The sequence below is a fragment of the Klebsiella sp. CN_Kp106 genome (genome assembly GCF_040064575.1).
Classification (GTDB): domain Bacteria; phylum Pseudomonadota; class Gammaproteobacteria; order Enterobacterales; family Enterobacteriaceae; genus Klebsiella; species Klebsiella michiganensis.
In genome coordinates this window covers 49,165-70,941 of sequence record NZ_JBEAIG010000002.1, presented here as the reverse complement: position 1 = coordinate 70,941, position 21,777 = coordinate 49,165, and the positions used below count along the sequence as shown (strand labels likewise).

At 57.6% G+C, this 21,777-nt stretch carries 17 protein-coding genes; 9 read left to right on the top strand and 8 right to left on the bottom strand.

Annotated features, from left to right (window positions below; translation table 11 throughout):
- Window positions 1–10: 10 nt before the first annotated feature.
- Window positions 11–850 carry a type II secretion system protein GspC gene (gene gspC / locus ABLU96_RS02230; RefSeq protein ID WP_025107370.1) on the bottom strand — a complete coding sequence of 280 codons (840 nt, stop codon included), beginning with the start codon at window positions 848–850 and terminating at the stop codon, window positions 11–13.
- Window positions 851–1,202: 352 nt separating this feature from the next.
- Here gspC and pulA point away from each other — a divergent pair, with 352 nt between their 5' ends.
- Window positions 1,203–4,472: a pullulanase-type alpha-1,6-glucosidase gene (gene pulA / locus ABLU96_RS02225; RefSeq protein ID WP_064405730.1), complete on the top strand. Its 3,270-nt coding sequence runs from the start codon at window positions 1,203–1,205 to the stop codon at window positions 4,470–4,472.
- 71 nt (window positions 4,473–4,543) lie between these two features.
- Window positions 4,544–5,068, top strand: a complete 525-nt coding sequence (gspB, locus tag ABLU96_RS02220) for a type II secretion system assembly factor GspB (RefSeq protein ID WP_048262345.1) — start codon at window positions 4,544–4,546, stop codon at window positions 5,066–5,068.
- Between the two features lie 28 nt (window positions 5,069–5,096).
- Here gspB and pulS read toward each other — a convergent pair whose 3' ends face one another.
- Together pulS and ABLU96_RS02210 are read right to left on the bottom strand one after the other, a co-directional pair.
- The gene (gene pulS, locus ABLU96_RS02215; protein ID WP_025107373.1) at window positions 5,097–5,474 is read right to left on the bottom strand and encodes a GspS family T2SS pilot lipoprotein variant PulS; all 378 of its coding nucleotides are present in this window, start codon (window positions 5,472–5,474) and stop codon (window positions 5,097–5,099) included.
- A gap of 118 nt (window positions 5,475–5,592) precedes the next feature.
- Window positions 5,593–5,727, bottom strand: coding sequence for a hypothetical protein (locus tag ABLU96_RS02210; protein ID WP_254903915.1), 135 nt, complete (start codon window positions 5,725–5,727; stop codon window positions 5,593–5,595).
- Window positions 5,728–6,046: 319 nt separating this feature from the next.
- Between ABLU96_RS02210 and mrcB the strand changes: the two genes are divergently transcribed.
- From mrcB to fhuB, 5 genes are all read left to right on the top strand, one after another.
- A complete protein-coding gene (mrcB, locus tag ABLU96_RS02205) occupies window positions 6,047–8,602 on the top strand; it encodes a bifunctional glycosyl transferase/transpeptidase (protein ID WP_064358582.1) in 2,556 nt (851 codons plus the stop codon).
- Window positions 8,603–8,876: 274 nt separating this feature from the next.
- A complete protein-coding gene (gene fhuA / locus ABLU96_RS02200; protein ID WP_233933093.1) occupies window positions 8,877–11,126 on the top strand; it encodes a ferrichrome porin FhuA in 2,250 nt (749 codons plus the stop codon).
- 45 nt (window positions 11,127–11,171) lie between these two features.
- Window positions 11,172–11,969 carry a Fe3+-hydroxamate ABC transporter ATP-binding protein FhuC gene (fhuC, locus tag ABLU96_RS02195; protein WP_004098728.1) on the top strand — a complete coding sequence of 266 codons (798 nt, stop codon included), beginning with the start codon at window positions 11,172–11,174 and terminating at the stop codon, window positions 11,967–11,969.
- A complete protein-coding gene (gene fhuD / locus ABLU96_RS02190) occupies window positions 11,969–12,859 on the top strand; it encodes a Fe(3+)-hydroxamate ABC transporter substrate-binding protein FhuD (protein ID WP_064358581.1) in 891 nt (296 codons plus the stop codon). Before fhuC ends, fhuD begins: the two co-directional genes overlap by 1 nt.
- On the top strand, window positions 12,856–14,838 hold the full coding sequence (gene fhuB / locus ABLU96_RS02185; RefSeq protein ID WP_064358580.1) for a Fe(3+)-hydroxamate ABC transporter permease FhuB: 1,983 nt from the start codon (window positions 12,856–12,858) through the stop codon (window positions 14,836–14,838). The genes fhuD and fhuB overlap by 4 nt, the downstream gene beginning before the upstream one ends.
- A gap of 59 nt (window positions 14,839–14,897) precedes the next feature.
- On the opposite strand, the gene ABLU96_RS02180 is transcribed toward fhuB, so the two are convergent.
- Window positions 14,898–15,827: an Rpn family recombination-promoting nuclease/putative transposase gene (locus tag ABLU96_RS02180; RefSeq protein WP_064358579.1), complete on the bottom strand. Its 930-nt coding sequence runs from the start codon at window positions 15,825–15,827 to the stop codon at window positions 14,898–14,900.
- A gap of 204 nt (window positions 15,828–16,031) precedes the next feature.
- Complete coding sequence (gene hemL, locus ABLU96_RS02175; RefSeq protein WP_046877771.1) at window positions 16,032–17,312, bottom strand: glutamate-1-semialdehyde 2,1-aminomutase; 1,281 nt, start codon at window positions 17,310–17,312, stop codon at window positions 16,032–16,034.
- Between the two features lie 180 nt (window positions 17,313–17,492).
- Between hemL and clcA the strand changes: the two genes are divergently transcribed.
- Window positions 17,493–18,911, top strand: a complete 1,419-nt coding sequence (clcA, locus tag ABLU96_RS02170; RefSeq protein ID WP_032694441.1) for a H(+)/Cl(-) exchange transporter ClcA — start codon at window positions 17,493–17,495, stop codon at window positions 18,909–18,911.
- Between the two features lie 81 nt (window positions 18,912–18,992).
- On the top strand, window positions 18,993–19,337 hold the full coding sequence (erpA, locus tag ABLU96_RS02165) for an iron-sulfur cluster insertion protein ErpA (RefSeq protein ID WP_004098733.1): 345 nt from the start codon (window positions 18,993–18,995) through the stop codon (window positions 19,335–19,337).
- Window positions 19,338–19,436: 99 nt separating this feature from the next.
- Here the strand turns inward: erpA and ABLU96_RS02160 are convergent, their stop codons facing one another.
- The 3 genes from ABLU96_RS02160 to mtnN form a co-directional block, all read right to left on the bottom strand.
- Window positions 19,437–20,060: a TRIC cation channel family protein gene (locus ABLU96_RS02160; protein ID WP_009654554.1), complete on the bottom strand. Its 624-nt coding sequence runs from the start codon at window positions 20,058–20,060 to the stop codon at window positions 19,437–19,439.
- A 183-nt stretch (window positions 20,061–20,243) separates the two neighbouring features.
- Window positions 20,244–21,044 carry a vitamin B12 ABC transporter substrate-binding protein BtuF gene (gene btuF / locus ABLU96_RS02155; RefSeq protein WP_025107381.1) on the bottom strand — a complete coding sequence of 267 codons (801 nt, stop codon included), beginning with the start codon at window positions 21,042–21,044 and terminating at the stop codon, window positions 20,244–20,246.
- Window positions 21,037–21,735, bottom strand: a complete 699-nt coding sequence (gene mtnN / locus ABLU96_RS02150) for a 5'-methylthioadenosine/S-adenosylhomocysteine nucleosidase (RefSeq protein ID WP_014227993.1) — start codon at window positions 21,733–21,735, stop codon at window positions 21,037–21,039. Before mtnN ends, btuF begins: the two co-directional genes overlap by 8 nt.
- Window positions 21,736–21,777: the final 42 nt, after the last annotated feature.

Sequence of the window (21,777 nt, the reverse complement as noted above, 5' to 3'; positions counted from 1 at the left end):
CGATGATCAATTATTCATCCCTCAGGGCTAGATAAATATCTTGTTTCTGGCCGTCGCGTTCAACGGTAAGAGTTATTTCAGTTAATTCCGGTAGCTGGGCTAATGCCTGGCGGGACTGTTCTTTATCGCGAAGATCCAGGCCGTTCAGGGCTATCGCCAGATCGTTTTCCTTGAGACCCGCCTGGCGAAATAGCGCCGGGTCTTTGCCCGGATTCAGACGATATCCGCTGAGCTTGTCGTTAACCATGACCGGCGAAATATTGAGGTAATGAAGAATATTTTGCGGCTGCTCGCGGAGCTCCTGCGCCAATTGGCGGGCTGGCGGCGCGGCGCTATTTTTGCCGGCGGCGGGCGGGTCGTTAAACAGCGGGATAGCCTCATTTCTGCCGCGGTAATTAACGATCAGGCGGTCGGGGAAAATGGCGACGATTTTCGCCTCTCCGCCCGGCGTGTTATCGCCAATCCCGAGGCTAACCTGTTGATTCCCTTTCATCATGATGGCGATGGCGCGAGAGGGAACGGTGCTGGCGAGCAGGCCGGTAACGCGCAGTTTGAGCGCCGAAACGGGCGCCTGGTCGAGGTTGCCGCCGTGCGCGGAGGCGGAGGTTTTCTCCGCAAGGCCAAACAGCGTAAAGCGCGGCAGCGCCGTTTCCGGGGAGGGGGTTGCGGGCGCCGTCATATCGGCAGGGCTCAATGCGTTATCCGTAAAGTTTACCGGGAGAATTATTTTCCAGGTTAATTGGGCGAGCTGCTGGCAGATAAAAAATAATATGATGGACGTCACAATATGAGGCGCGTAATTAATTATTTTTTTATTTGATATTGTTAATCTCATCACGGAATTATGCATTTTTATTCCTTTGCTCATTCTATTTCCCTCAGCAAAAGGTACCGCCCTACCGATATTGGTGGGGCATTTTTTATTGTGAGCGTGCTTATTGCGGGAATCTGCGTAGGTCGCTGCGAATCATAAAGAGTTTGGCTATTGCGGTCGTCATTCCCTTTTTATTTTTTCTCCTCCGGCCGCCTACGCCCCCACGTAATGAGCGAATGGATGATTGAACCGGAGAGAGCAAGAATATCTAATTATCGGCGCTTTAAAGATATGCTCGTTATTTTTTTATGGTGCTTAAGTGCGCCAGAAATAGTTTCGCGTATATAACCCTTCATATAATTTAATCAGCATGTATAGGGACTATCGAATGCTCAGATATACCCGTAATGCCCTGGTTCTGGGATCGCTGGTTTTACTTAGCGGCTGCGATAACGGATCCTCTTCTTCCTCTGGAAATCCCGACACTCCTGGTAATCAGGATGTGGTTGTACGTTTACCTGACGTTGCCGTACCCGGCGAAGCGGCCACGGCGACAGAAAAGCAGGCGGTCATTCACCTGGTGGATATCGCCGGCATCACCAGCAGTAGCGCTGCGGACTACAGCAGTAAAAACCTCTACTTATGGAACAACGAAACCTGCGACGCGCTGAGCGCGCCGGTAGCGGACTGGAATGACGTCAGCACCACGCCGAGCGGCAGCGATAAATATGGCCCGTACTGGGTGATCCCGCTCAACAAAGAGAGCGGCTGTATTAACGTTATCGTTCGCGACGGCACCGATAAGCTGATCGATAGCGACCTGCGGGTGTCGTTTGGCGACTTTACCGATCGTACGGTATCGGTGATCGCCGGCAACAGCGCGGTCTATGACTCCCGCGCCGACGCCTTCCGCGCCGCTTTTGGCGTCGCGCTGGCCGAAGCCCACTGGGTCGATAAAAATACGCTGCTGTGGCCGGGCGGGCAGGATAAGCCCCTCGTGCGCCTCTACTACAGCCACAGCAGTAAAGTGGCGGCCGACGGCGAAGGCAAATTTACCGACCGCTATCTGAAACTGACGCCGACTACCGTCAGCCAGCAGGTCAGCATGCGCTTCCCGCACCTTTCCAGCTATGCGGCCTTTAAGCTGCCGGACAACGCCAACGTTGACGAGCTGCTGCAGGGAGAAACGGTCGCCATTGCCGCCGCAGAGGACGGGATCCTGATTTCCGCCACCCAGGTACAGACGGCGGGCGTGCTGGATGATACCTATGCCGAAGCGGCGGAAGCCCTGAGCTACGGCGCGCAGCTGGCCGACGGCGGCGTCACCTTCCGCGTCTGGGCGCCGACCGCTCAGCAGGTGGATGTGGTGGTCTACAGCGCGGACAAAAAAGTGATTGGCAGCCATCCGATGACCCGCGACAGCGCTTCCGGCGCGTGGTCGTGGCAGGGCGGTAGCGATCTGAAAGGCGCGTTCTACCGCTATGCGATGACGGTTTATCACCCGCAGTCGCGCAAGGTTGAACAGTACGAAGTCACCGACCCGTATGCGCATAGCCTGTCGACCAACTCGGAGTACAGCCAGGTGGTCGATCTCAACGACAGCGCCCTGAAGCCTGACGGCTGGGATAGCCTGACGATGCCGCATGCCCAGAAGACAAAAGCGGATTTAGCGAAGATGACGATTCATGAATCGCATATTCGCGATCTCTCCGCCTGGGACCAGACCGTTCCTGCCGAACTGCGCGGTAAATACCTTGCGTTGACCGCCGGCGACAGCAATATGGTGCAGCATCTGAAGAAGCTCTCCGCTTCAGGCGTCACGCACGTTGAACTGCTGCCGGTCTTCGATCTGGCGACGGTAAACGAGTTCAGCGACAAAGTCGCCGATATTCAGCAGCCGTTCAGCCGCCTGTGCGAAGTGAACAGCGCGGTGAAAAGCAGCGAGTTCGCCGGATACTGCGACAGCGGCTCCACCGTGGAAGAGGTGCTGAATCAGCTTAAGCAGAGCGATAGCCAGGATAATCCGCAGGTGCAGGCGCTGAATACGCTGGTGGCGCAGACCGACTCCTACAACTGGGGCTACGATCCGTTCCACTACACGGTTCCGGAAGGCTCCTACGCGACCGATCCGGAAGGCACGACGCGCATCAAAGAGTTCCGCACCATGATTCAGGCGATCAAGCAGGATCTGGGGATGAACGTCATTATGGACGTGGTATACAACCACACCAACGCCGCGGGCCCGACCGACCGCACGTCGGTGCTGGATAAGATCGTACCCTGGTACTATCAGCGTCTGAATGAAATTACCGGCAGCGTTGAATCCGCCACCTGCTGTTCCGACTCTGCGCCGGAGCATCGGATGTTCGCCAAGCTGATCGCCGACTCGCTGGCGGTGTGGACCACGGACTATAAAATCGATGGCTTCCGCTTCGATCTGATGGGCTATCACCCGAAAGCGCAAATTCTGTCGGCGTGGGAGCGCATTAAGGCCCTGAACCCGGATATCTACTTCTTCGGCGAAGGCTGGGACTCTAACCAGAGCGACCGTTTTGAAATCGCCTCGCAGATCAACCTGAAAGGTACCGGCATCGGCACGTTCTCCGATCGCCTGCGCGACTCCGTGCGCGGCGGCGGCCCGTTCGATTCCGGCGATGCTCTGCGTCAGAACCAGGGCGTCGGCAGCGGCGCGGGCGTGTTGCCAAACGAACTCGCCAGCCTGAGTGATGACCAGGTGCGTCATCTGGCCGATCTGACCCGTCTGGGCATGGCCGGTAACCTCGCTGACTTTGTGATGATCGACAAAGACGGCGCGGTGAAGAAAGGCAGCGAAATTGACTATAACGGCGCGCCTGGCGGCTATGCCGCGGACCCGACGGAGGTCGTCAACTATGTTTCGAAGCACGACAACCAGACGCTGTGGGACATGATCAGCTATAAAGCGTCCCAGGAAGCCGACCTGGCGACCCGCGTTCGCATGCAGGCCGTTTCGCTGGCGACGGTGATGCTCGGGCAGGGGATCGCTTTCGACCAGCAGGGTTCTGAACTGCTGCGCTCGAAATCCTTTACCCGCGACTCCTACGACTCCGGCGACTGGTTCAACCGCGTGGATTATTCCCTGCAGGATAACAACTACAACGTTGGGATGCCGCGCATCAGCGATGACGGCAGCAACTATGACGTGATTACTCGCGTCAAAGAGATGGTTGCCACTCCGGGCGAAGCGGAGCTGAAGCAGATGACCGCGTTCTACCAGGAGCTGACCGAGCTGCGTAAATCCTCCCCGCTGTTCACCTTAGGCGACGGCAGCGCGGTGATGAAGCGCGTTGATTTCCGTAATACCGGTTCAGACCAGCAGGCCGGTCTGCTGGTTATGACCGTGGATGACGGAGTGAAAGCGGGCGCCAGCCTGGATAGCCGTCTTGACGGCCTGGTGGTGGTGATTAACGCCGCGCCGGAAAGCCGTACGCTGAATGAGTTTGCCGGTGAAGCGCTGCAGCTGAGCGCGATCCAGCAGGCGGCGGGTGAAAATTCGCTGGCAAACGGCGTGCAGATTGCCGCTGATGGCACGGTCACGCTGCCGGCATGGTCGGTGGCGGTGCTGGAAATGCCGCAGGGCGATGCCCAGGGCGCCGGGCTGCCGGTCAGCAGCAAGTAAGACCTGAACCTCCCGGCCCGCGGCGTCATAACCACGGGCCGGGATGGCGTGTCTTGATTAAGGAGAAGCCCGTGCTTGTTCGTCAGCAAGAGCCGTACCCGCAGTCCGCGCCCCCGACGGTAGTTGGAAAAATGGTGCAGATCCCCTATGTGACCGTACCGCTGTACGCCGCGCTGCTGATTGCGCTCGGCTGGTTCGGCGGCGAGCAGTGGCGGAATAAGCCCGAGCCGCAGCCGATGAGCCAGCCAGTAGCGCATGCGGCGTTAGTGCCGCTGAATCAACCGGCGGTCAAAACTGCCGTGACGGCGGTTAAAGCCGAGCCAGAAATGAAGGCTGAACCAGAAATAGCGATCGATGAAGATACTCTGCCGCCTCTGCGCTATAGCGCGCACGTCTACGCCTCGCTGGCGGAGAAACGCAGCATTGTATTAAACGGACAGTCCTGGAAGGAGGGCGACTCGCCGCTGCCGAACCTGGTTATTGAGCAGATTCAGCAGGATCTCACCGTATTTAGCTTCAACGGTAAAACGTTTACCCTCGCGGCGCTGGATGACTGGCCGGGCGGGGCGATTGAGGAGAGTCCGCAGGCTGAATAAAATAGTGCGAGCGGAATAAAAATAAGCGCTATTTATTGCCGCGCAGGCTATCAATAAATGGCGCCAGCTGGCGATTAAACTGGCTGCATTTTGTGGCTTCCGGGGTACTGTCCTGCTGGAGCTGTTGATATAGCTGCGTGCTGCGCTGACTTAGCAGATTATCGTCAATATTCGCCCATCCGCGTTTTTTACCCACGTTTATTGCCGCGCGATTAATCGCTTCATCGGCGGGCAGATCGCTGCGGTTGCATTTATTCTTCAGATAGCGCGCCCCGGCGGCGACGGAGGCAAGCTGCTCAAGCTGGGCCTGACCGCTCACGGCAGGACTGAGAGTTGTCGAACGATTTTGCTGACAGCCTGAGAGCAGGGCGACCGCCATAAGCGGGAATAGAATAAAGTTGCGCATAATATATTAATCGGAAAAATTAATTGGCTGACAGTTTAACAAATATTTGTCCGCAGTCATCAGAAAATCTGCCAAATTATCAATGTTAAGCGGCTCGCTTTTTTATCATTGTCGTCTTTTAAATTTCTTTTTCTTTCACCTGCATGATTTTTCTTTTACGGCGGAAATATTCTTTCCCGCCGGCGCCGTTCCGGTTTCTTTGGGCGGCCTGCGGATCGATACGGGCGCACATTTTTATGTTGTTAAAAAACATAATAATTTCCCTTTCGTTATTCGATGAGGATGTAAAATGCTGGTTAAGAATGTCGCGGTTTAGTGCTATCCTGTATCGCCTGGACAATTCGTTCCGTGTCCCGAACTATTCTGATGATGAAACGTGTAACAAGATGATTTGTATGGTGAATTTTTAAAGTGAAAATCATACGAGCGACATGATAACGCGTCGCGCAGTACATAAATGGTCGCCTGAAGGCCAAAATATTCGGGCGTCAATTTGAGAGATTTCTTCTTTCCCCCATTCGGGGAAACATTGAGAATCAGGCCTTTACGCCTGTAAGTTGCGGAGAAAAAGCATGGCGGGAGATGACCGCGAGCCGATCGGACGTAAGGGGAGACCCTCGCGCCCGGCAAAACAAAAGGTAACTCGCCGTCGGGTCCGGGAAGAGGACTACGACGACGATTACGATGATGATGACTATGAGGATGAAAAACCGATGCCGCGGAAAGGAAAAGGCAAAGGCGGTAAACCCCCTCGTCGTAAACGCGCCTGGCTATGGCTGCTGATTAAGGTTGGGGTCGTCTGCGCGGTGTTGATTGCCGCCTATGGCGTCTACCTCGATCAGAAAATCCGCAGCCGCATCGACGGTAAAGTCTGGGATCTGCCCGCCGCGGTTTATGGCCGGATGGTCAACCTTGAGCCGGATATGCAGATCAGCAAAAATGAAATGGTGCGCCTGCTCAACGCCACGCAGTATCGCCAGGTGAGCGCGATGACGCGCCCGGGCGAATACACGGTACAGGCCAACAGTATCGAGATGATCCGCCGTCCGTTCGATTTCCCGGACAGTAAAGAAGGGCAGGTGCGCGCGCGTCTGACCTTTAATGGCGATCGTCTGGACACTATCGAGAATATGGATAACAACCGCCAGTTCGGTTTCTTCCGTCTCGATCCGCGCCTGATCACCATGCTGCAATCGGCCAACGGCGAACAGCGTCTGTTTGTTAAGCGCAACGGCTTCCCGGATCTGCTGGTCGATACCCTGCTGGCGACGGAAGATCGTCATTTCTACGAACACGACGGCATCAGCCTCTACTCGATTGGCCGCGCGGTGCTGGCGAATCTGACCGCCGGGCGTACGGTGCAGGGGGCGAGTACGCTGACCCAGCAGCTGGTGAAGAACCTGTTCCTCTCCAGCGAACGTTCGTACTGGCGCAAGATTAATGAAGCCTATATGGCGCTGATCGTCGATGCCCGCTACAGCAAGGATCGTATCCTTGAGCTGTATATGAACGAGGTGTACCTCGGTCAGAGTGGCGATAACGAGATCCGCGGCTTCCCGCTGGCGAGCCTCTATTACTTTGGTCGTCCGGTGGAAGAGCTGAGCCTCGATCAGCAGGCGCTGCTGGTGGGGATGGTAAAAGGCGCGTCGGTCTACAACCCGTGGCGTAACCCGAAGCTGGCGCTGGAGCGACGCAACCTCGTGCTGCGTCTGCTGCAGCAGCAGCAGGTTATCGATCAGGAGCTGTATGACATGCTGAGCGCGCGTCCGCTGGGCGTACAGCCGCGCGGCGGGGTGATCTCTCCGCAGCCGGCGTTTATGCAGATGGTACGCCAGGAGCTGCAGGCGAAGCTGGGCGACAAAGTGAAAGATCTCTCCGGCGTGAAGATCTTTACCACCTTCGACTCGGTCGCGCAGGACGCGGCGGAAAAAGCGGCGACGGAAGGTATTCCGGCGCTGAAGAAACAGCGTAAGCTGCCGGATCTGGAAACCGCGATGGTGGTGGTCGACCGCTTCACCGGCGAGGTGCGGGCGATGGTCGGCGGCGCGGAGCCGCAGTTTGCCGGCTATAACCGCGCGATGCAGGCGCGTCGTTCAATTGGTTCACTGGCAAAACCGGCGACCTATCTGACCGCGCTAAGCCAGCCGAACCAGTATCGTCTCAATACCTGGATTGCCGATGCGCCTATCTCGATTCGCCTGTCTAATGGCCAGACGTGGTCGCCGCAGAACGACGATCGTCGCTACAGCGATAGCGGTAAAGTGATGCTGGTTGACGCGCTGACGCGTTCAATGAACGTGCCGACGGTGAACCTTGGGATGGCGCTGGGTCTGCCGGCGGTGGTCGATACCTGGACTAAGCTGGGCGCGCCGAAGAATCAGCTGAACGCCGTGCCGTCTATGCTGCTGGGGGCGCTGAACCTGACGCCGATTGAAGTGGCGCAGGCGTTCCAGACCATTGCCAGCGGGGGTAACCGCGCACCGCTGTCCGCGCTGCGTTCCGTTATCGCTGAAGATGGTACCGTGCTCTATCAGAGCTATCCGCAGGCGGAACGCGCGGTGCCGGCGCAGGCGGCGTATATGACGCTATGGACCATGCAGCAGGTGGTGCAGCGCGGTACCGGTCGCCAGCTGGGCGCGAAGTATCCGGGCCTGCATCTGGCGGGTAAAACCGGGACCACCAACAACAACGTTGATACCTGGTTTGCCGGTATTGACGGCGGTCAGGTGACCATTACCTGGGTGGGTCGCGATAATAACCAGCCGACCAAGCTGTACGGCGCCAGCGGCGCGATGTCAATTTATCAGCGCTACCTGGCTAACCAGACGCCGACGCCGCTGGTGCTGACCCCGCCTGAAGACGTGGTGGATATGGGCGTCGATGGCAGCGGTAACTTTGTCTGCAGCGGCGGCATGCGCTCGCTGCCGGTATGGACGACCTCGCCGGACGCGCTGTGCCGCCAGGGCGAACAGATCCAACAGCAGCAGCTTGAGCAGCAGCAGGCGAATAACCCGTTCAATCAGTCCGGGCAGCAGCCGCAGCAGCAAAATCAGCAGCAGCAACCGCCGAAGCAGGAGAAGAGCGATGGCGTAGCGGGCTGGATTAAGGATATGTTCGGCAGCAATTAACCCGCCGCTGCATCCTGTAAACCGGCGCTGTGTCGGTTAAATGGAGGCGGAAATATAGGCCCTCTACTACTCCGGTAGTAGAGGGCCTTTTTATCTCTGTCATTTAATTAACAGCCGTTTAACCCCACACTTACCGTCTGGTTATTTATTCATCCTTTGATCGCTCACAGGGGGCATATTTCTTGCCTTGCCGCGCGCGTTTCGCCTATTATGTCACCCGTTATAATAATAATTCTCGTTTACGTTATCATTCACTTCTATTAGAGATATACCCATGGCGCGTCTTAAAACTGCTCAGCCAAATCACTCGCTGCGTAAAATCGCAGTTGTAGTAGCCACGGCGGTTAGCGGCATGTCTGTTTATGCACAGGCGGCAGTTGAACCGAAAGAAGAAACCATTACCGTCACCGCCGCTCCGGCCCCGCAGGAGAGCGCCTGGGGACCGGCAGCGACCATCGCGGCGCGACAATCGGCCACCGGTACCAAAACAGATACTCCTATTCAAAAGGTGCCGCAGTCTATTTCCGTGGTGACCGCCGAGGAGATGGCGCTACATCAACCGAAGTCCGTTAAAGAAGCACTGAGCTATACGCCTGGCGTTGCCGTGGGAACGCGTGGTGCCTCTAATACTTATGACTATCTGATCATCCGCGGTTTCGCTGCTGATGGCCAAAGCCAGAATAACTTTCTGAATGGCCTGAAAATGCAGGGTAACTTCTATAATGATGCGGTGATTGATCCCTATATGCTGGAGCGTGCGGAAGTTATGCGCGGTCCGATTTCCGTACTTTACGGAAAGAGCAGCCCGGGTGGTTTGCTGAATATGGTCAGCAAACGTCCTACAACGGAGCCGCTAAAAGAAGTCCAGTTTAAAATGGGCACCGATAATCTATGGCAGACCGGTTTTGACTTCAGCGATGCGATTGACGAGGACGGCGTTTATTCTTATCGCCTGACTGGTCTGGCGCGCTCTGCCAATGCACAGCAGAAAGGCGCTGAGGAGCAACGTTACGCGATTGCACCCGCTTTTAGCTGGCGCCCGGATGACAAAACCAACTTTACGTTCCTCTCCTATTTTCAGAATGAACCGGAGACTGGTTACTACGGCTGGTTGCCGAAAGAGGGAACGGTGTCACCGTTACCGAACGGTAATCGTCTCCCAACCGACTTCAATGAAGGCGCCAACAACAACACTTACTCACGTAATGAGAAAATGGTTGGCTATAGCTTTGACCACGAATTCAACGATACCTTTACCGTGCGCCAGAACCTGCGTTACGCGCAAAATAAAGTTTCGCAGAACAGTGTCTACGGCTATGGGATGTGTTCTGACCCACTTTATTCGAGCAACCCAGCCACTAGCCCTTGCGCCAGTGTTCCCCAGTCACAATGGGGCCATACGCTGACCCGACAGTACGTAATTGATAATGAAAAATTACAGAATTTCTCTGTCGATACCCAGTTGCAAAGCAAGTTCGCGACCGGCTCAGTAGATCATATCCTGCTGACTGGCGTTGATTTCATGCGGATGCGTAACGATATCGATTCCTGGTTTGGCTATGCGGGTTCAGTGACGCCATCCGATATCTATAATCTCGATCGCAGCGATTTTGATTTTGGTTCGCACCCAGGGCCATCAGGTGCTTATCAAGTGCTGAATAAACAGAAACAGACTGGTCTTTACGTACAGGACCAGGCGCAGTGGGATAAAGTGCTGGTTACTCTGGGGGGTCGTTATGACTGGGCGAAACAGGATTCGTTGAACCGTGTTACCGCGACGCAGAGTTCCAGAAATGATAAACAATTTACCTGGCGCGGTGGTGTTAACTACCTGTTCGATAATGGTATAACGCCTTATTTCAGCTATAGCGAATCGTTTGAGCCAGCCTCGCAGACCGGCGCAAGCGGTAATGTTTTTGCTCCGTCTAAAGGTAAACAGTACGAAGCTGGTGTGAAATACGTACCCAACGATCGTCCTATTGTGATTACCGGTGCCCTCTATCAGTTGACCAAAACCAATAACCTGATGGCCGATCCTGCAGGTTCGTTCTTCTCGGTTGAAGGTGGTGAAATTCGTTCGCGCGGCGTGGAGATTGAAGCCAAAGCTGCGCTTTCAGCTAGCGTCAACGTTGTCGGTTCTTATACCTATACCGATGCGCAATACACTACGGATACCACCTACAAAGGTAACACGCCGGCACAGGTGCCAAAACATATGGCATCACTGTGGGGGGACTACACCTTATTTAACGGCCCGCTGTCTGGACTGACATTGGGTACTGGCGCACGTTTCACTGGCTCCAGCTATGGTGATCCAGTGAACTCCTTTAAGGTGGGTAGTTACACGGTTGTTGATGCATTAGTCCGTTATGACCTGGCCCGCGTGGGTATGGCGGGTTCTAACGTGGCGCTTCACGTGAACAACTTGTTTGACCGAGAGTACGTGGCAAGCTGCTTTAATACTTATGGCTGCTTCTGGGGCGCTGAGCGCCAGGTTGTGGCGACCGCGACTTTCCGTTTCTAACCACTTAACGGGCGCGGTTCGCCGCGCCTCTGACCAGGTTCTGTTATGCAGGAAATCACTCCGCACTCCGATACGACGTTTTCACTGGACCGCGTGACCTTCCGCGTGCCCGGCCGAACGCTGCTGCATCCTCTGTCGTTAACCTTCCCGGCGGGAAAAGTCACGGGCCTGATTGGCCATAACGGCTCCGGCAAATCGACGCTGCTGAAAATGCTTGGCCGCCATCAGGCGCCCTCGGACGGGGAGGTTTTGCTCGACGGTCAGCCGCTCGACAGCTGGGGGAGTAAAGCCTTTGCCCGCAAAGTGGCTTATCTGCCGCAGCAGCTGCCGCCGGCGGAAGGCATGACGGTGCGTGAGCTGGTGGCGATCGGCCGCTACCCGTGGCACGGAGCGCTGGGGCGTTTTGGCGCGGCGGATCGGGAGAAAGTGGAAGAGGCGATTGCGCTGGTCGGGCTAAAACCGCTGGCCCACCGGCTGGTGGACAGCCTCTCCGGCGGTGAACGCCAGCGCGCGTGGATTGCCATGCTGGTGGCTCAGGATAGCCGCTGCCTGCTGCTCGATGAACCGACCTCGGCGCTGGATATCGCCCACCAGGTGGATGTGCTGGCGCTGGTCCATCGCCTCAGCCAGCAGCGCGGGCTGACGGTGATCGCCGTACTGCATGATATCAATATGGCGGCGCGCTACTGCGACTATCTGGTTGCGCTGCGCGGCGGTGAGATGATCGCTCAGGGAACGCCCGCGGAGCTGATGCGCAGCGAAACCCTGGAACAAATTTACGGCATCCCGATGGGGATTCTGCCGCATCCGGCTGGCGCAGCGCCGGTAAGTTTTGTCTATTGATGGAAAACCTCACATTCATCACGCGGCGGCGCCTGCTGACCGCAATGGCGCTGTCTCCGCTGCTGTGGCAGATGCGCGGCGCGCGGGCGGCGGAAGTGGATCCGCAGCGTATTGTCGCGCTCGAATGGCTGCCGGTAGAGCTGCTGCTGGCGCTGGGCGTCACGCCCTACGGCGTTGCCGATATCCCTAACTACCGGCTGTGGGTCAATGAACCGGCGCTACCTGATTCGGTGATTGACGTCGGGCTGCGTACCGAGCCCAATCTGGAGCTGCTGACGCAGATGAAGCCGTCGTTTCTGGTCTGGTCGGCGGGATACGGCCCGTCGGCGGAAAAGCTGGCGCGTATTGCTCCCGGACGAGGATTCACCTTCAGCGACGGCAAGCGCCCGCTGATGATGGCTCAGCAGTCGCTTAGCGAAATGGCTGATCTGATCGGCAGGCAGCGGGAAGCGAAGCGCCATCTGGCGGAATTTGACGCGCTGATGGAGAGCCTGCGTCCGCGCTTTGCCCGCCGCGGCGATCGTCCGCTGCTGATGATTACTCTGCTTGATAGCCGTCACGTGCTGGTTTTTGCGCAAAACTGCCTGTTCCAGGAGGTGCTCGACCGCTTTGCCATCAAAAATGCCTGGCAGGGCGAAACCACCTTCTGGGGCAGCGTCACCGTTGGCATTGACCGGCTGGCGGCCTACAGAGACGCCGACGTTATCTGCTTCGACCACGGCAATGCGCGGGAGATGGCGCAGCTTATGGCGACGCCGCTGTGGCGAGCGATGCCGTTTGTTCGCGCAGGGCATTTTCAGCGCGTCCCGGCGGTGTGGTTCTATGGCGCGACGCTATCGGCGATGCATTTTGCCCGCGTGCTGGCCGACGCTCAGGGAGGCCCGGCATGAGATCGCGAATTTCGCCTTTGGCGACACCACTGCTGTTGACGCTCCTTCTCGTCGCTGCTGCGCTGACGCTGTTCAACCTCAACGTGGCGCTGCCGCGAAGCGAATGGGGGCAGGCGCTTTGGCAGCCGAATATCGATAATATCGCTCAGATGCTGTTCCACTACAGCCTGCTGCCGCGGCTGGCGATATCGCTGCTGGTCGGCGCCGGGCTGGGGCTGGTGGGCGTGCTGTTCCAGCAGGTACTACGTAACCCGCTGGCGGAGCCGACGACGCTCGGCGTGGCGACCGGGGCGCAGCTGGGCATGACGGTCACCACGCTGTGGGCGATCCCTGGCGTGCTGGCGTCGCAGTTCGCCGCGCTGGCCGGGGCGTGCATTGTCGGCGCGCTGGTGTTTGGCGTGTCGTGGGGCAAACGCCTCTCGCCGGTGACGTTGATTCTGGCAGGGCTGGTGGTGAGCCTGTACTGCGGCGCGCTTAATCAACTAATGGCTATTTTCCATCACGATCGGCTGCAAAGTATGTTCCTGTGGAGTACCGGTACCCTGACGCAGACCGACTGGAGCGTGGTGCAGCGGCTGTGGCCGCAGCTGCTGGGCGGAGCGATTTTAACGCTACTGCTGCTGCGTCCGCTGACCCTGATGGGGCTGGACGACGGCGTGGCGCGCAACCTCGGACTGGCGCTCTCGCTGGCGCGGCTGGGGGCGTTGACCCTGGCGATTATCATTAGCGCCCTGTTGGTGAATGCGGTGGGGATTATTGGCTTTATCGGCCTGTTCGCGCCGCTGTTGGCGAAGATGCTGGGCGCGCGTCGCCTCCTCTCGCGCCTGCTGCTGGCGGCCCTGATTGGCGCGCTGCTGCTGTGGCTCTCCGATCAGGTTATCCTCTGGCTGGCCCGGGTGTGGATGGAGATCTCCACCGGTTCGGTGACCGCGCTGATTGGCGCGCCGCTGCTGCTATGGCTGCTGCCGCGCCTGCGCAGCATTAGCGCGCCGGTGATGAACGGTGGCGATAGCGTGCTGGCTGAACGGCAACATGTGCTGTGGTTTGCGCTGGGCGGGCTGGCGATTCTGCTGCTGGCCATCGTCGCGGCGCTGGCTTTCGGCCGCGACGCGCAGGGCTGGCACTGGGCCAGCGGTACGCTACTGGATGAGCTAATGCCCTGGCGCTGGCCGCGCATTCTGGCGGCGCTGTTCGCTGGCGTGATGCTGGCGGTGGCGGGCTGCATTATCCAGCGCTTAACCGGTAATCCGATGGCCAGTCCGGAAGTGCTCGGGATCAGCTCGGGCGCGGCGTTTGGCGTGGTGGTGATGCTGTTCTTCGTGCCGGGAAATGCCTTTGGCTGGCTGCTGCCCGCCGGTAGCCTCGGCGCGGCGGCGACGCTGCTGGTCATTCTGATTGCCGCCGGACGCGGCGGGTTCTCGCCGCATCGCATGCTGCTGGCGGGGATGGCGCTGAGCACGGCGTTTACCATGCTGCTGATGATGCTGCAGGCCAGCGGCGATCCGCGAATGGCGCAGATCCTGACGTGGATTTCCGGCTCAACCTACAGCGCCACGCCGGAGCTCGTGATGCGCAGCGGCGCGGTGATGCTTATTCTGCTGGCGCTGACGCCGCTTTGCCGACGCTGGTTGACGATTCTGCCGCTGGGCGGCGAGGCGGCGAGGGCGGTCGGGATGGCGCTGACGCCGTCACGTATCGGGCTGCTGCTGCTGGCGGCATGTCTGACCGCGGCCGCAACCCTAACGATTGGCCCGCTCAGCTTCGTGGGGTTAATGGCGCCGCATATTGCGCGTATGATGGGATTCCGGCGTACGATGCCGCATATGGCGATCTCCGGCCTGATTGGCGGAGTGCTGCTGGTGTTTGCCGACTGGTGCGGCCGGATGCTGATGTTCCCGTACCAAATCCCGGCAGGATTGCTGTCGACGTTTATCGGCGCGCCGTACTTTATCTATCTGTTGAGAAAGCAGAGCCGGTAGCGTTTCACCATCGCGATGCCCGGCGGGCGTCGCGATGTTATTCCCTTTTTTGCCCGGATTCAGTTAGGACTAACTGCGGAGTTCTGCAACTGCTCTAATTCGTTTTCCGTCACTTCCGTGAGCTGGATAACCAGCGATCGCTCCATGCCGTTTTCCAGCATCCGGTTGGCAATTTTTAGTCGGGCCTTTGCCTCACCCTTTTCCTGGCCCCATTCAATAAAAAGCTCTTTGCCGTTTTTTTCCAGCCATTCGTCCAGCGTTTCCATCGACTCCTCCTGCGGTATATGACTTACCAGTCCATTGAAAAAAGCCTTAGGGTTTTCGGTGTGACCGCGCTGCCCCATATAGCTAAATAACACTTTTAGCTGCTCGGCGGTAGTGTATCCCGCGTTAAGCAGAATCCCCAATTGCTCGAGCAGCAACATGAGATCCCGCTGGCGAATATGCTTTTGCAGGAGCTCCAGGATCGCAATACGCCGATGCTGCATAATCGCGTTATCAGGTATCACCGTGATATCGACCAGCGGAAAAGGGCGGTTGTAGATTATTTTTGCCCACTCCGGCAAGTCGAACATACTGTACCAGTTCATTGAGAAGGGGTAGGGCGAGGTTTTGCCCTGATAAAACAAAATGGGAACAACCAACGGGAGATGTGTATTTCCCGCTTCCAGATGGCGCTGCATGGCGGCGACGCTATAGCGCATGAGACGAAACGGCATCTGCTTGTCCGGTGAGCTTTGATGCTCAATAAGCACATAGATATAGCCCGTCTTATTATTGATTTCCAATGAGTACAGCACGTCGGAATAGTAAGCCCGCAGATCTTCTTCAATAAAACTACCTGATTCCAGCTGAAGCGTGTTGAGATCGCACAGCGAGCGCAGGTCTGCCGGAAGATGGATATCAATAAAGTCTCTGGCGGTATCGATATGGACCAGTAGCTGTTTAAAAATGGCGTCATGCGGTGTAGGGGATGATTGTGTTGTCATTCTGAGCAATCCTTGCGGCTGAGTTTCCGCTGAGAATCTGCTTTTGCCTGCCCATTGTCTGCCGACGATTTTGGGTTCTACGAGACGGGATGATAACAATCTTTCAAGGCGATCGCGTTTGCATCTTGTTATGCGTGGGCCGACGCAAAATGATGCTTTTAAACAAGATGCGTATTGCCGGGGCAGGGGGCCCCGGCGTTGAGGTTACAGCTTCGCGAAGGCGTTACGCGCGGCGGCGACGGTGTTGTCGATATCTTCTTCGCTATGGGCGATGGACATAAAGCCCGCTTCAAACGCCGACGGCGCCAGGTAGACGCCCTCTTCCAGCATCAGGTGGAAGAAGCGTTTAAACCGCTCGACATCGCATTTGACCACGTCCTGGTAGCAGGTCACGGTTGGCGCGTCGGTAAAGAAAATGCCGAACATGCCGCCGACGTTATTCACCACCAGCGGAATACCGGCATCGCGCGCGGCGTCCAGCAGACCCTGGGCCAGCTGGTTAGTGAGCTCGGTTAGCGTCTCGTGCACGCCGGGCTGCGCCACTTCGCTCAGGCAAGCGAAACCTGCCGCCATCGCGATGGGGTTGCCGGAGAGGGTGCCTGCCTGGTAAACCGGGCCGGTCGGCGCCAGGGCATCCATCACCTCACGACGACCGCCGAATGCGCCAACCGGCATACCGCCGCCGATGATTTTGCCAAGGCAGGTCAGATCCGGCACAACGCCGTAGTAATCCTGCGCGCCGGCCAGCGCCACGCGGAAGCCGGTCATGACTTCATCAATAATCAGCAGCGCGCCGAACTCGTCGCACAGCGCGCGCAGGCCCGGCAGAAACTCCGGCTGCGGCGGGATGCAGTTCATATTACCGGCTACCGGCTCAACGATGATGCAGGCGATATCCTGCGGATACTGTTCGAACGCGGCGCGAACCGAGGACAGATCGTTATAGGTGCAGGTCAGGGTGTGTTTGGCGAAATCCGCCGGCACGCCCGGCGAGTTCGGCTGGCCGAGCGTCAGCGCGCCTGAGCCGGCTTTTACCAGCAGGCAGTCGGCGTGGCCGTGGTAGCAGCCTTCGAACTTGATAATTTTGTCGCGGCCGGTGAAGCCGCGGGCCAGGCGAATGGCGCTCATGGTGGCTTCGGTACCGGAGTTCACCATGCGGACCATATCCATGGTCGGGACCAGCTCGGTGACCAGCGCCGCCATTTTAACTTCCATCTCCGTCGGCGCGCCAAAGCTCAGGCCGCGTTCGGCGGCTTCAATGACCGCGTTGCGGATGGCCGGATGGTTATGACCCAGCACCATTGGGCCCCAGGAGCCGACATAATCGATATACGCTTTACCATCAACGTCGTAAAGGTAAGCGCCGTCGGCGCGCTCGATAAACAGCGGCGTACCGCCGACGCCGGTGAACGCACGTACCGGAGAGTTCACGCCGCCGGGAATAAGTTCACGCGCAGCGTTATACAGATTTTCAGATTTGCTCATTGCCAGGGTCCTGGTTCGTGAAAAATGTTTTGTCGACTATTCTAAGTTATTCCAGGAAGGTTATGAAAGTTTTGCCCAATTGAAACAATGGGGTCACGGCGCATTTTTTTGACGACGGAGCCTGTCCGGTTGGCTAGAATGACCTTCTTTCTATTTGTATTACTTATTATTGATAATGGCATGAAAGCAGAAAACCCCTCTTCTTCAGCACATCAGTTCGTACGCGTTCGCCGCAGCGATGCCGTGCGTCGGTTGATTCAGCGTGATAAAACGCCGCTGGCGGTGTTATTAATGGCGGCCGTTGTCGGCACGCTGGCGGGGCTGATCGGCGTCGCGTTTGAAAAAAGCGTCAACTGGGTGCAGAACCTGCGCATAGGCGCGCTGGTAGAGGTGGCAGACCACTGGTTTCTGGTCTGGCCGCTGGCCTTTATCCTCTCCGCTTTGCTGGCGATGGTGGGCTATTTTCTCGTCCGTCGTTTTGCGCCGGAAGCGGGCGGCTCCGGGATCCCGGAAATTGAAGGCGCGCTGGAGGAGCTGCGTCCCGTTCGCTGGTGGCGCGTACTGCCGGTGAAGTTTATCGGCGGCATGGGGACGCTGGGTGCGGGCATGGTGCTGGGGCGCGAAGGGCCGATGGTGCAGCTTGGGGGCAATCTTGGGCGCATGGTGGTGGACGTTTTTCGCATGCGCAGTCCGGAAGCGCGCCATACGCTGCTGGCGACCGGCGCCGCGGCGGGCCTTTCCGCCGCCTTTAACGCGCCGCTGGCCGGGATTCTGTTTATTATTGAAGAGATGCGCCCGCAGTTTCGCTACAACCTGATCTCCATTAAAGCCGTGTTTACCGGCGTCATTATGGCCACCATCGTCTTCCGTATCTTCAACGGCGATAAAGCGGTTATCGAGGTCGGTAAGCTCAGCAATGCGCCGGTCAACACCCTGTGGCTGTATTTGATCCTCGGGATGATTTTTGGCTGTGTTGGCCCGCTGTTTAATACGCTGGTGCTGCGCACCCAGGATATGTTCCAGCGGCTCCACGGCGGCAACATTAAAAAATGGGTGCTGATTGGCGGCCTGATCGGCGGAAGCTGCGGCGTGCTGGGCCTGATTCAGCCGGCGGCGTCCGGCGGCGGGTTTAACCTGATTCCCATCGCCGCGGCGGGCAATTTTTCCGTCGGCCTGCTGCTGTTTATTTTTATCGCGCGGGTGATTACCACGCTGCTTTGCTTCTCTTCCGGCGCGCCCGGCGGTATCTTTGCGCCGATGCTGGCGCTGGGGACGCTGCTGGGCACGGCGTTTGGCATGGCGGCGACGCCTCTATTTCCGGCCTATCATCTGGATGCCGGCACCTTTGCCATCGCCGGGATGGGGGCGCTGCTCGCCGCCTCGGTTCGCGCGCCGTTGACCGGCATCGTGCTGGTGCTGGAGATGACCGATAACTATCAGCTCATTTTGCCAATGATTATTACCTGTCTCGGCGCAACACTATTGGCACAATTCCTCGGCGGTAAGCCTTTATACTCGACTATTCTGCAGCGCACCCTGGCAAAACAAAAGGCGGAACAGGAAGCAAAGGCGCAGCCGGTCGGCGGGGAGAATACTTGAACGATTTACTCGGGTATTGGATAATGGCTCAAAAGGTCGGGTTATTCTTTAACCGGTCAGAAGTATCAATGGGAGCATAAAATGAGTGATGACGTAGCGTTGCCGCTGGAGTTTACCGAAGCCGCGGCGATTAAAGTAAAAGACCTGATTGCGGATGAAGACAATCCGAACCTGAAACTGCGCGTGTACATCACCGGTGGTGGCTGCAGCGGTTTCCAGTACGGCTTTACCTTCGACGATCAGGTTAACGAAGGCGATATGACTATCGAGAAGCAGGGCGTCGGCCTGGTGGTTGACCCAATGAGCCTGCAGTATCTGGTCGGCGGCGCCGTCGATTATACCGAAGGTCTGGAAGGCTCGCGTTTTATCGTGACCAACCCGAATGCGAAAAGCACCTGCGGCTGCGGCTCCTCGTTCAGCGTCTAAAGATAGTGTGCCCGGGAGCCTCTTCTCCCCAGCCCTCTCATACAGCGAGAGGGAGCAAACGCTAAAAACGGTAACGTTAAGGTTACCGTTTTGCTTTTATTACCGTCCATTCTCATCAAGCGCGAACGTTGGCAGCTTCAGGTGCCAGCGGATGGCCGCCAGCCTGATGACCAGCGTGACCACCATACCTATCATCGCCGCGTTTTCTAACGGAACCTGAAAGGTGTAGTACGCCGTCGCATGCACGATGCCGCCAACGATGCAGGCCGTCGCGTAGATTTCCGTACGCAGAATCATCGGGATTTCACGCGCCAGCACGTCGCGGATGATCCCCCCGCCGACGCCGGTGACGACCCCCATGCAGACGGCCACCAGCGGTCCGCTATGGGCAAGAAAGGCTTTGTTGACGCCAATACCGACAAATACCGCCAGACCAACGGCGTCCAGCACCGGCAGCACCCATTTCGGTAACCGGCGCGGCTGGCGTACCAGCAGGATAGTGAACATGCTGGTGACCATCGCCACCACCAGATCGGTAGGGTCTTTAACCCAAAATACCGGGCCGTTAGCAAGGGCCATATCGCGAATGGTGCCACCGCCCACCGCGGTCACCACGCCTAATACCAGCACGCCGAAAGGGTCCATGCGCAGCTTTCCAGCCAGCAGGACGCCGGAGATGGCAAACACGGCGGTGCCAATGATATCCAGCCAATAGACAAGCATCGTCAGTTCCCACTTAGAATCTATCCCATTAGGCTTTTTTATTTGCCAGTCTGGCCCCGGGCAGTGCTCACAGCCCCCACGTACCACATGTACGCTCCGGGTGTTCCGCGCCGCCCGTGTCCAAACTGGCTGCAACAATTGCGCCTGGTGGGATAGCCTTTTAGCACCTGGGTTAGCAGGTGATTATTTTATCTGCTCGAGCGCAGTACAGAGTTGTTTTGCGGCGAGAATAATACGTGGGCTCGCGCGTTCAAACCAGTCGCCATGTAGCGCAATAAAAGAAATTTTTAGCTGATTCTGCCAATAGCGCTCAACGGCGGGAAGTTGACTGGCGTCGCCGGCGATGACAATGGCCTGCGGCTGCCTTGCCAGTACCTGTTCACGGCTCACCTGCGGCCAGGGAACCCGGCTGGCGGCAAAAATGTTTTCTCCTCCGCACAGCGTCAGAACCTGATCCTGAATCGAGCCTTTGCTGGTGGTAAAGAGAGGGTTGGCGCCGAACTGTAAAAAAACGCGTTTTTTCGGCCCGCTCGCGTAGCGGGTTTTTAAGGCCTGGTACGCGTCCTGCATTTTCTGCGCCGCCTGCCGCGCCTTTTCCGGCTGCGGGCTCCACTGCGCCAGCTGGCGAAGCGTTGCGATAATCTCTTCGATGGTCGATGTTTCGACCCAGATGACTTTTATCCCGAGCGAGCTTAGCTGATTCACCTGGCGTTCAGCGTTACCGCCGCGCCACGCCAGCACCAGGTCGGGCTTAAGGGCGACGATGCGTTCCAGATTCATCCCCTGCCAGCTGGAGACCTGCTCTATCTTTGCGGCTTCCGGGGGATAATCGGAATAGCTGCTGACGCCAACCGGCGTAATACCGGCGGCAAACGCCAGTTCAGTATTGGCGGGAGAGAGCGTAATCACCCGCGGCGCGGCGAAAAGCCACGCCGGGGCAAGCAGCATCAGGACGGCAAGCGCCGCGTTGAGCGACTTAGCCACGAGCCAGGTGCTGCACCAGGTTTTCCACCATCAGGGTGGATTGCTTCGCGGCAACGGCGAGAAACTCGTCGAAGCTCAGATGCGACTGTTGGTCGGCAACATCGGAGATCGCGCGAACGACAACAAACGGTACGCCATAGTTGTGGCAGACGTGCGCGATGGCGGTGGCTTCCATTTCTACCGCGACGGCCTGCGGGAAGTTGTGGCGGATTTTGGCGAGACCAATGGAACCGTTGATGAATGCATCGCCGCTGACAATGAGTCCGCGAACCGCATTAAGATTCAGCGCGCTGATGCAGGTCTCTGCCGCGGCAATCAGCTTATCATCGGCTTTGAAACCGGCAGGGCAGCCCGGCAGCTGGCCATACTCATAGCCAAACGCGGTGACGTCCGCGTCGTGATAGCGCGTTTCGTCGGAGACGACGATATCGCCAACCTTCAGGGTCGACGCGAGGCCGCCCGCAGAACCGGTGTTAATAATCACATCCGGCTTGCAGTGCTCCATCAGCAGAGTGGCTCCCATGGCGGCGGCGACTTTGCCAATGCCCGATTTCAACAAAGCGACATCAACGCCCTGCAGCTGGCCGGTGTAGATTTCGCTGCCGCCGATAGTGATGGTCTGGCGGTTGTCGATTTTGTCGCGCAGAAGGGTAACTTCTTCTTCCATTGCGCCAATAATACCGATTTTCATAGATTTACTCGCGATGTGTGGGTTTTAGCGGCATAGTCTATC

Excerpts from the sequence above, each read along its gene's own strand:
- pulS (WP_025107373.1), bottom strand. The coding sequence starts at position 5,474 with ATGCGCAACTTTATTCTATTCCCGCTTATGGCGGTCGCCCTGCTCTCA.
- fhuD (WP_064358581.1), top strand. The coding sequence starts at position 11,969 with ATGGAAAACCTCACATTCATCACGCGGCGGCGCCTGCTGACCGCAATG.
- gspC (WP_025107370.1), bottom strand. The coding sequence starts at position 850 with ATGCATAATTCCGTGATGAGATTAACAATATCAAATAAAAAAATAATT.
- clcA (WP_032694441.1), top strand. The coding sequence starts at position 17,493 with ATGAAAGCAGAAAACCCCTCTTCTTCAGCACATCAGTTCGTACGCGTT.
- fhuA (WP_233933093.1), top strand. The coding sequence starts at position 8,877 with ATGGCGCGTCTTAAAACTGCTCAGCCAAATCACTCGCTGCGTAAAATC.
- pulA (WP_064405730.1), top strand. The coding sequence starts at position 1,203 with ATGCTCAGATATACCCGTAATGCCCTGGTTCTGGGATCGCTGGTTTTA.
- fhuB (WP_064358580.1), top strand. The coding sequence starts at position 12,856 with ATGAGATCGCGAATTTCGCCTTTGGCGACACCACTGCTGTTGACGCTC.
- mtnN (WP_014227993.1), bottom strand. The coding sequence starts at position 21,735 with ATGAAAATCGGTATTATTGGCGCAATGGAAGAAGAAGTTACCCTTCTG.
- erpA (WP_004098733.1), top strand. The coding sequence starts at position 18,993 with ATGAGTGATGACGTAGCGTTGCCGCTGGAGTTTACCGAAGCCGCGGCG.
- hemL (WP_046877771.1), bottom strand. The coding sequence starts at position 17,312 with ATGAGCAAATCTGAAAATCTGTATAACGCTGCGCGTGAACTTATTCCC.
- fhuC (WP_004098728.1), top strand. The coding sequence starts at position 11,172 with ATGCAGGAAATCACTCCGCACTCCGATACGACGTTTTCACTGGACCGC.
- mrcB (WP_064358582.1), top strand. The coding sequence starts at position 6,047 with ATGGCGGGAGATGACCGCGAGCCGATCGGACGTAAGGGGAGACCCTCG.
- ABLU96_RS02180 (WP_064358579.1), bottom strand. The coding sequence starts at position 15,827 with ATGACAACACAATCATCCCCTACACCGCATGACGCCATTTTTAAACAG.
- ABLU96_RS02160 (WP_009654554.1), bottom strand. The coding sequence starts at position 20,060 with ATGCTTGTCTATTGGCTGGATATCATTGGCACCGCCGTGTTTGCCATC.
- ABLU96_RS02210 (WP_254903915.1), bottom strand. The coding sequence starts at position 5,727 with ATGTTTTTTAACAACATAAAAATGTGCGCCCGTATCGATCCGCAGGCC.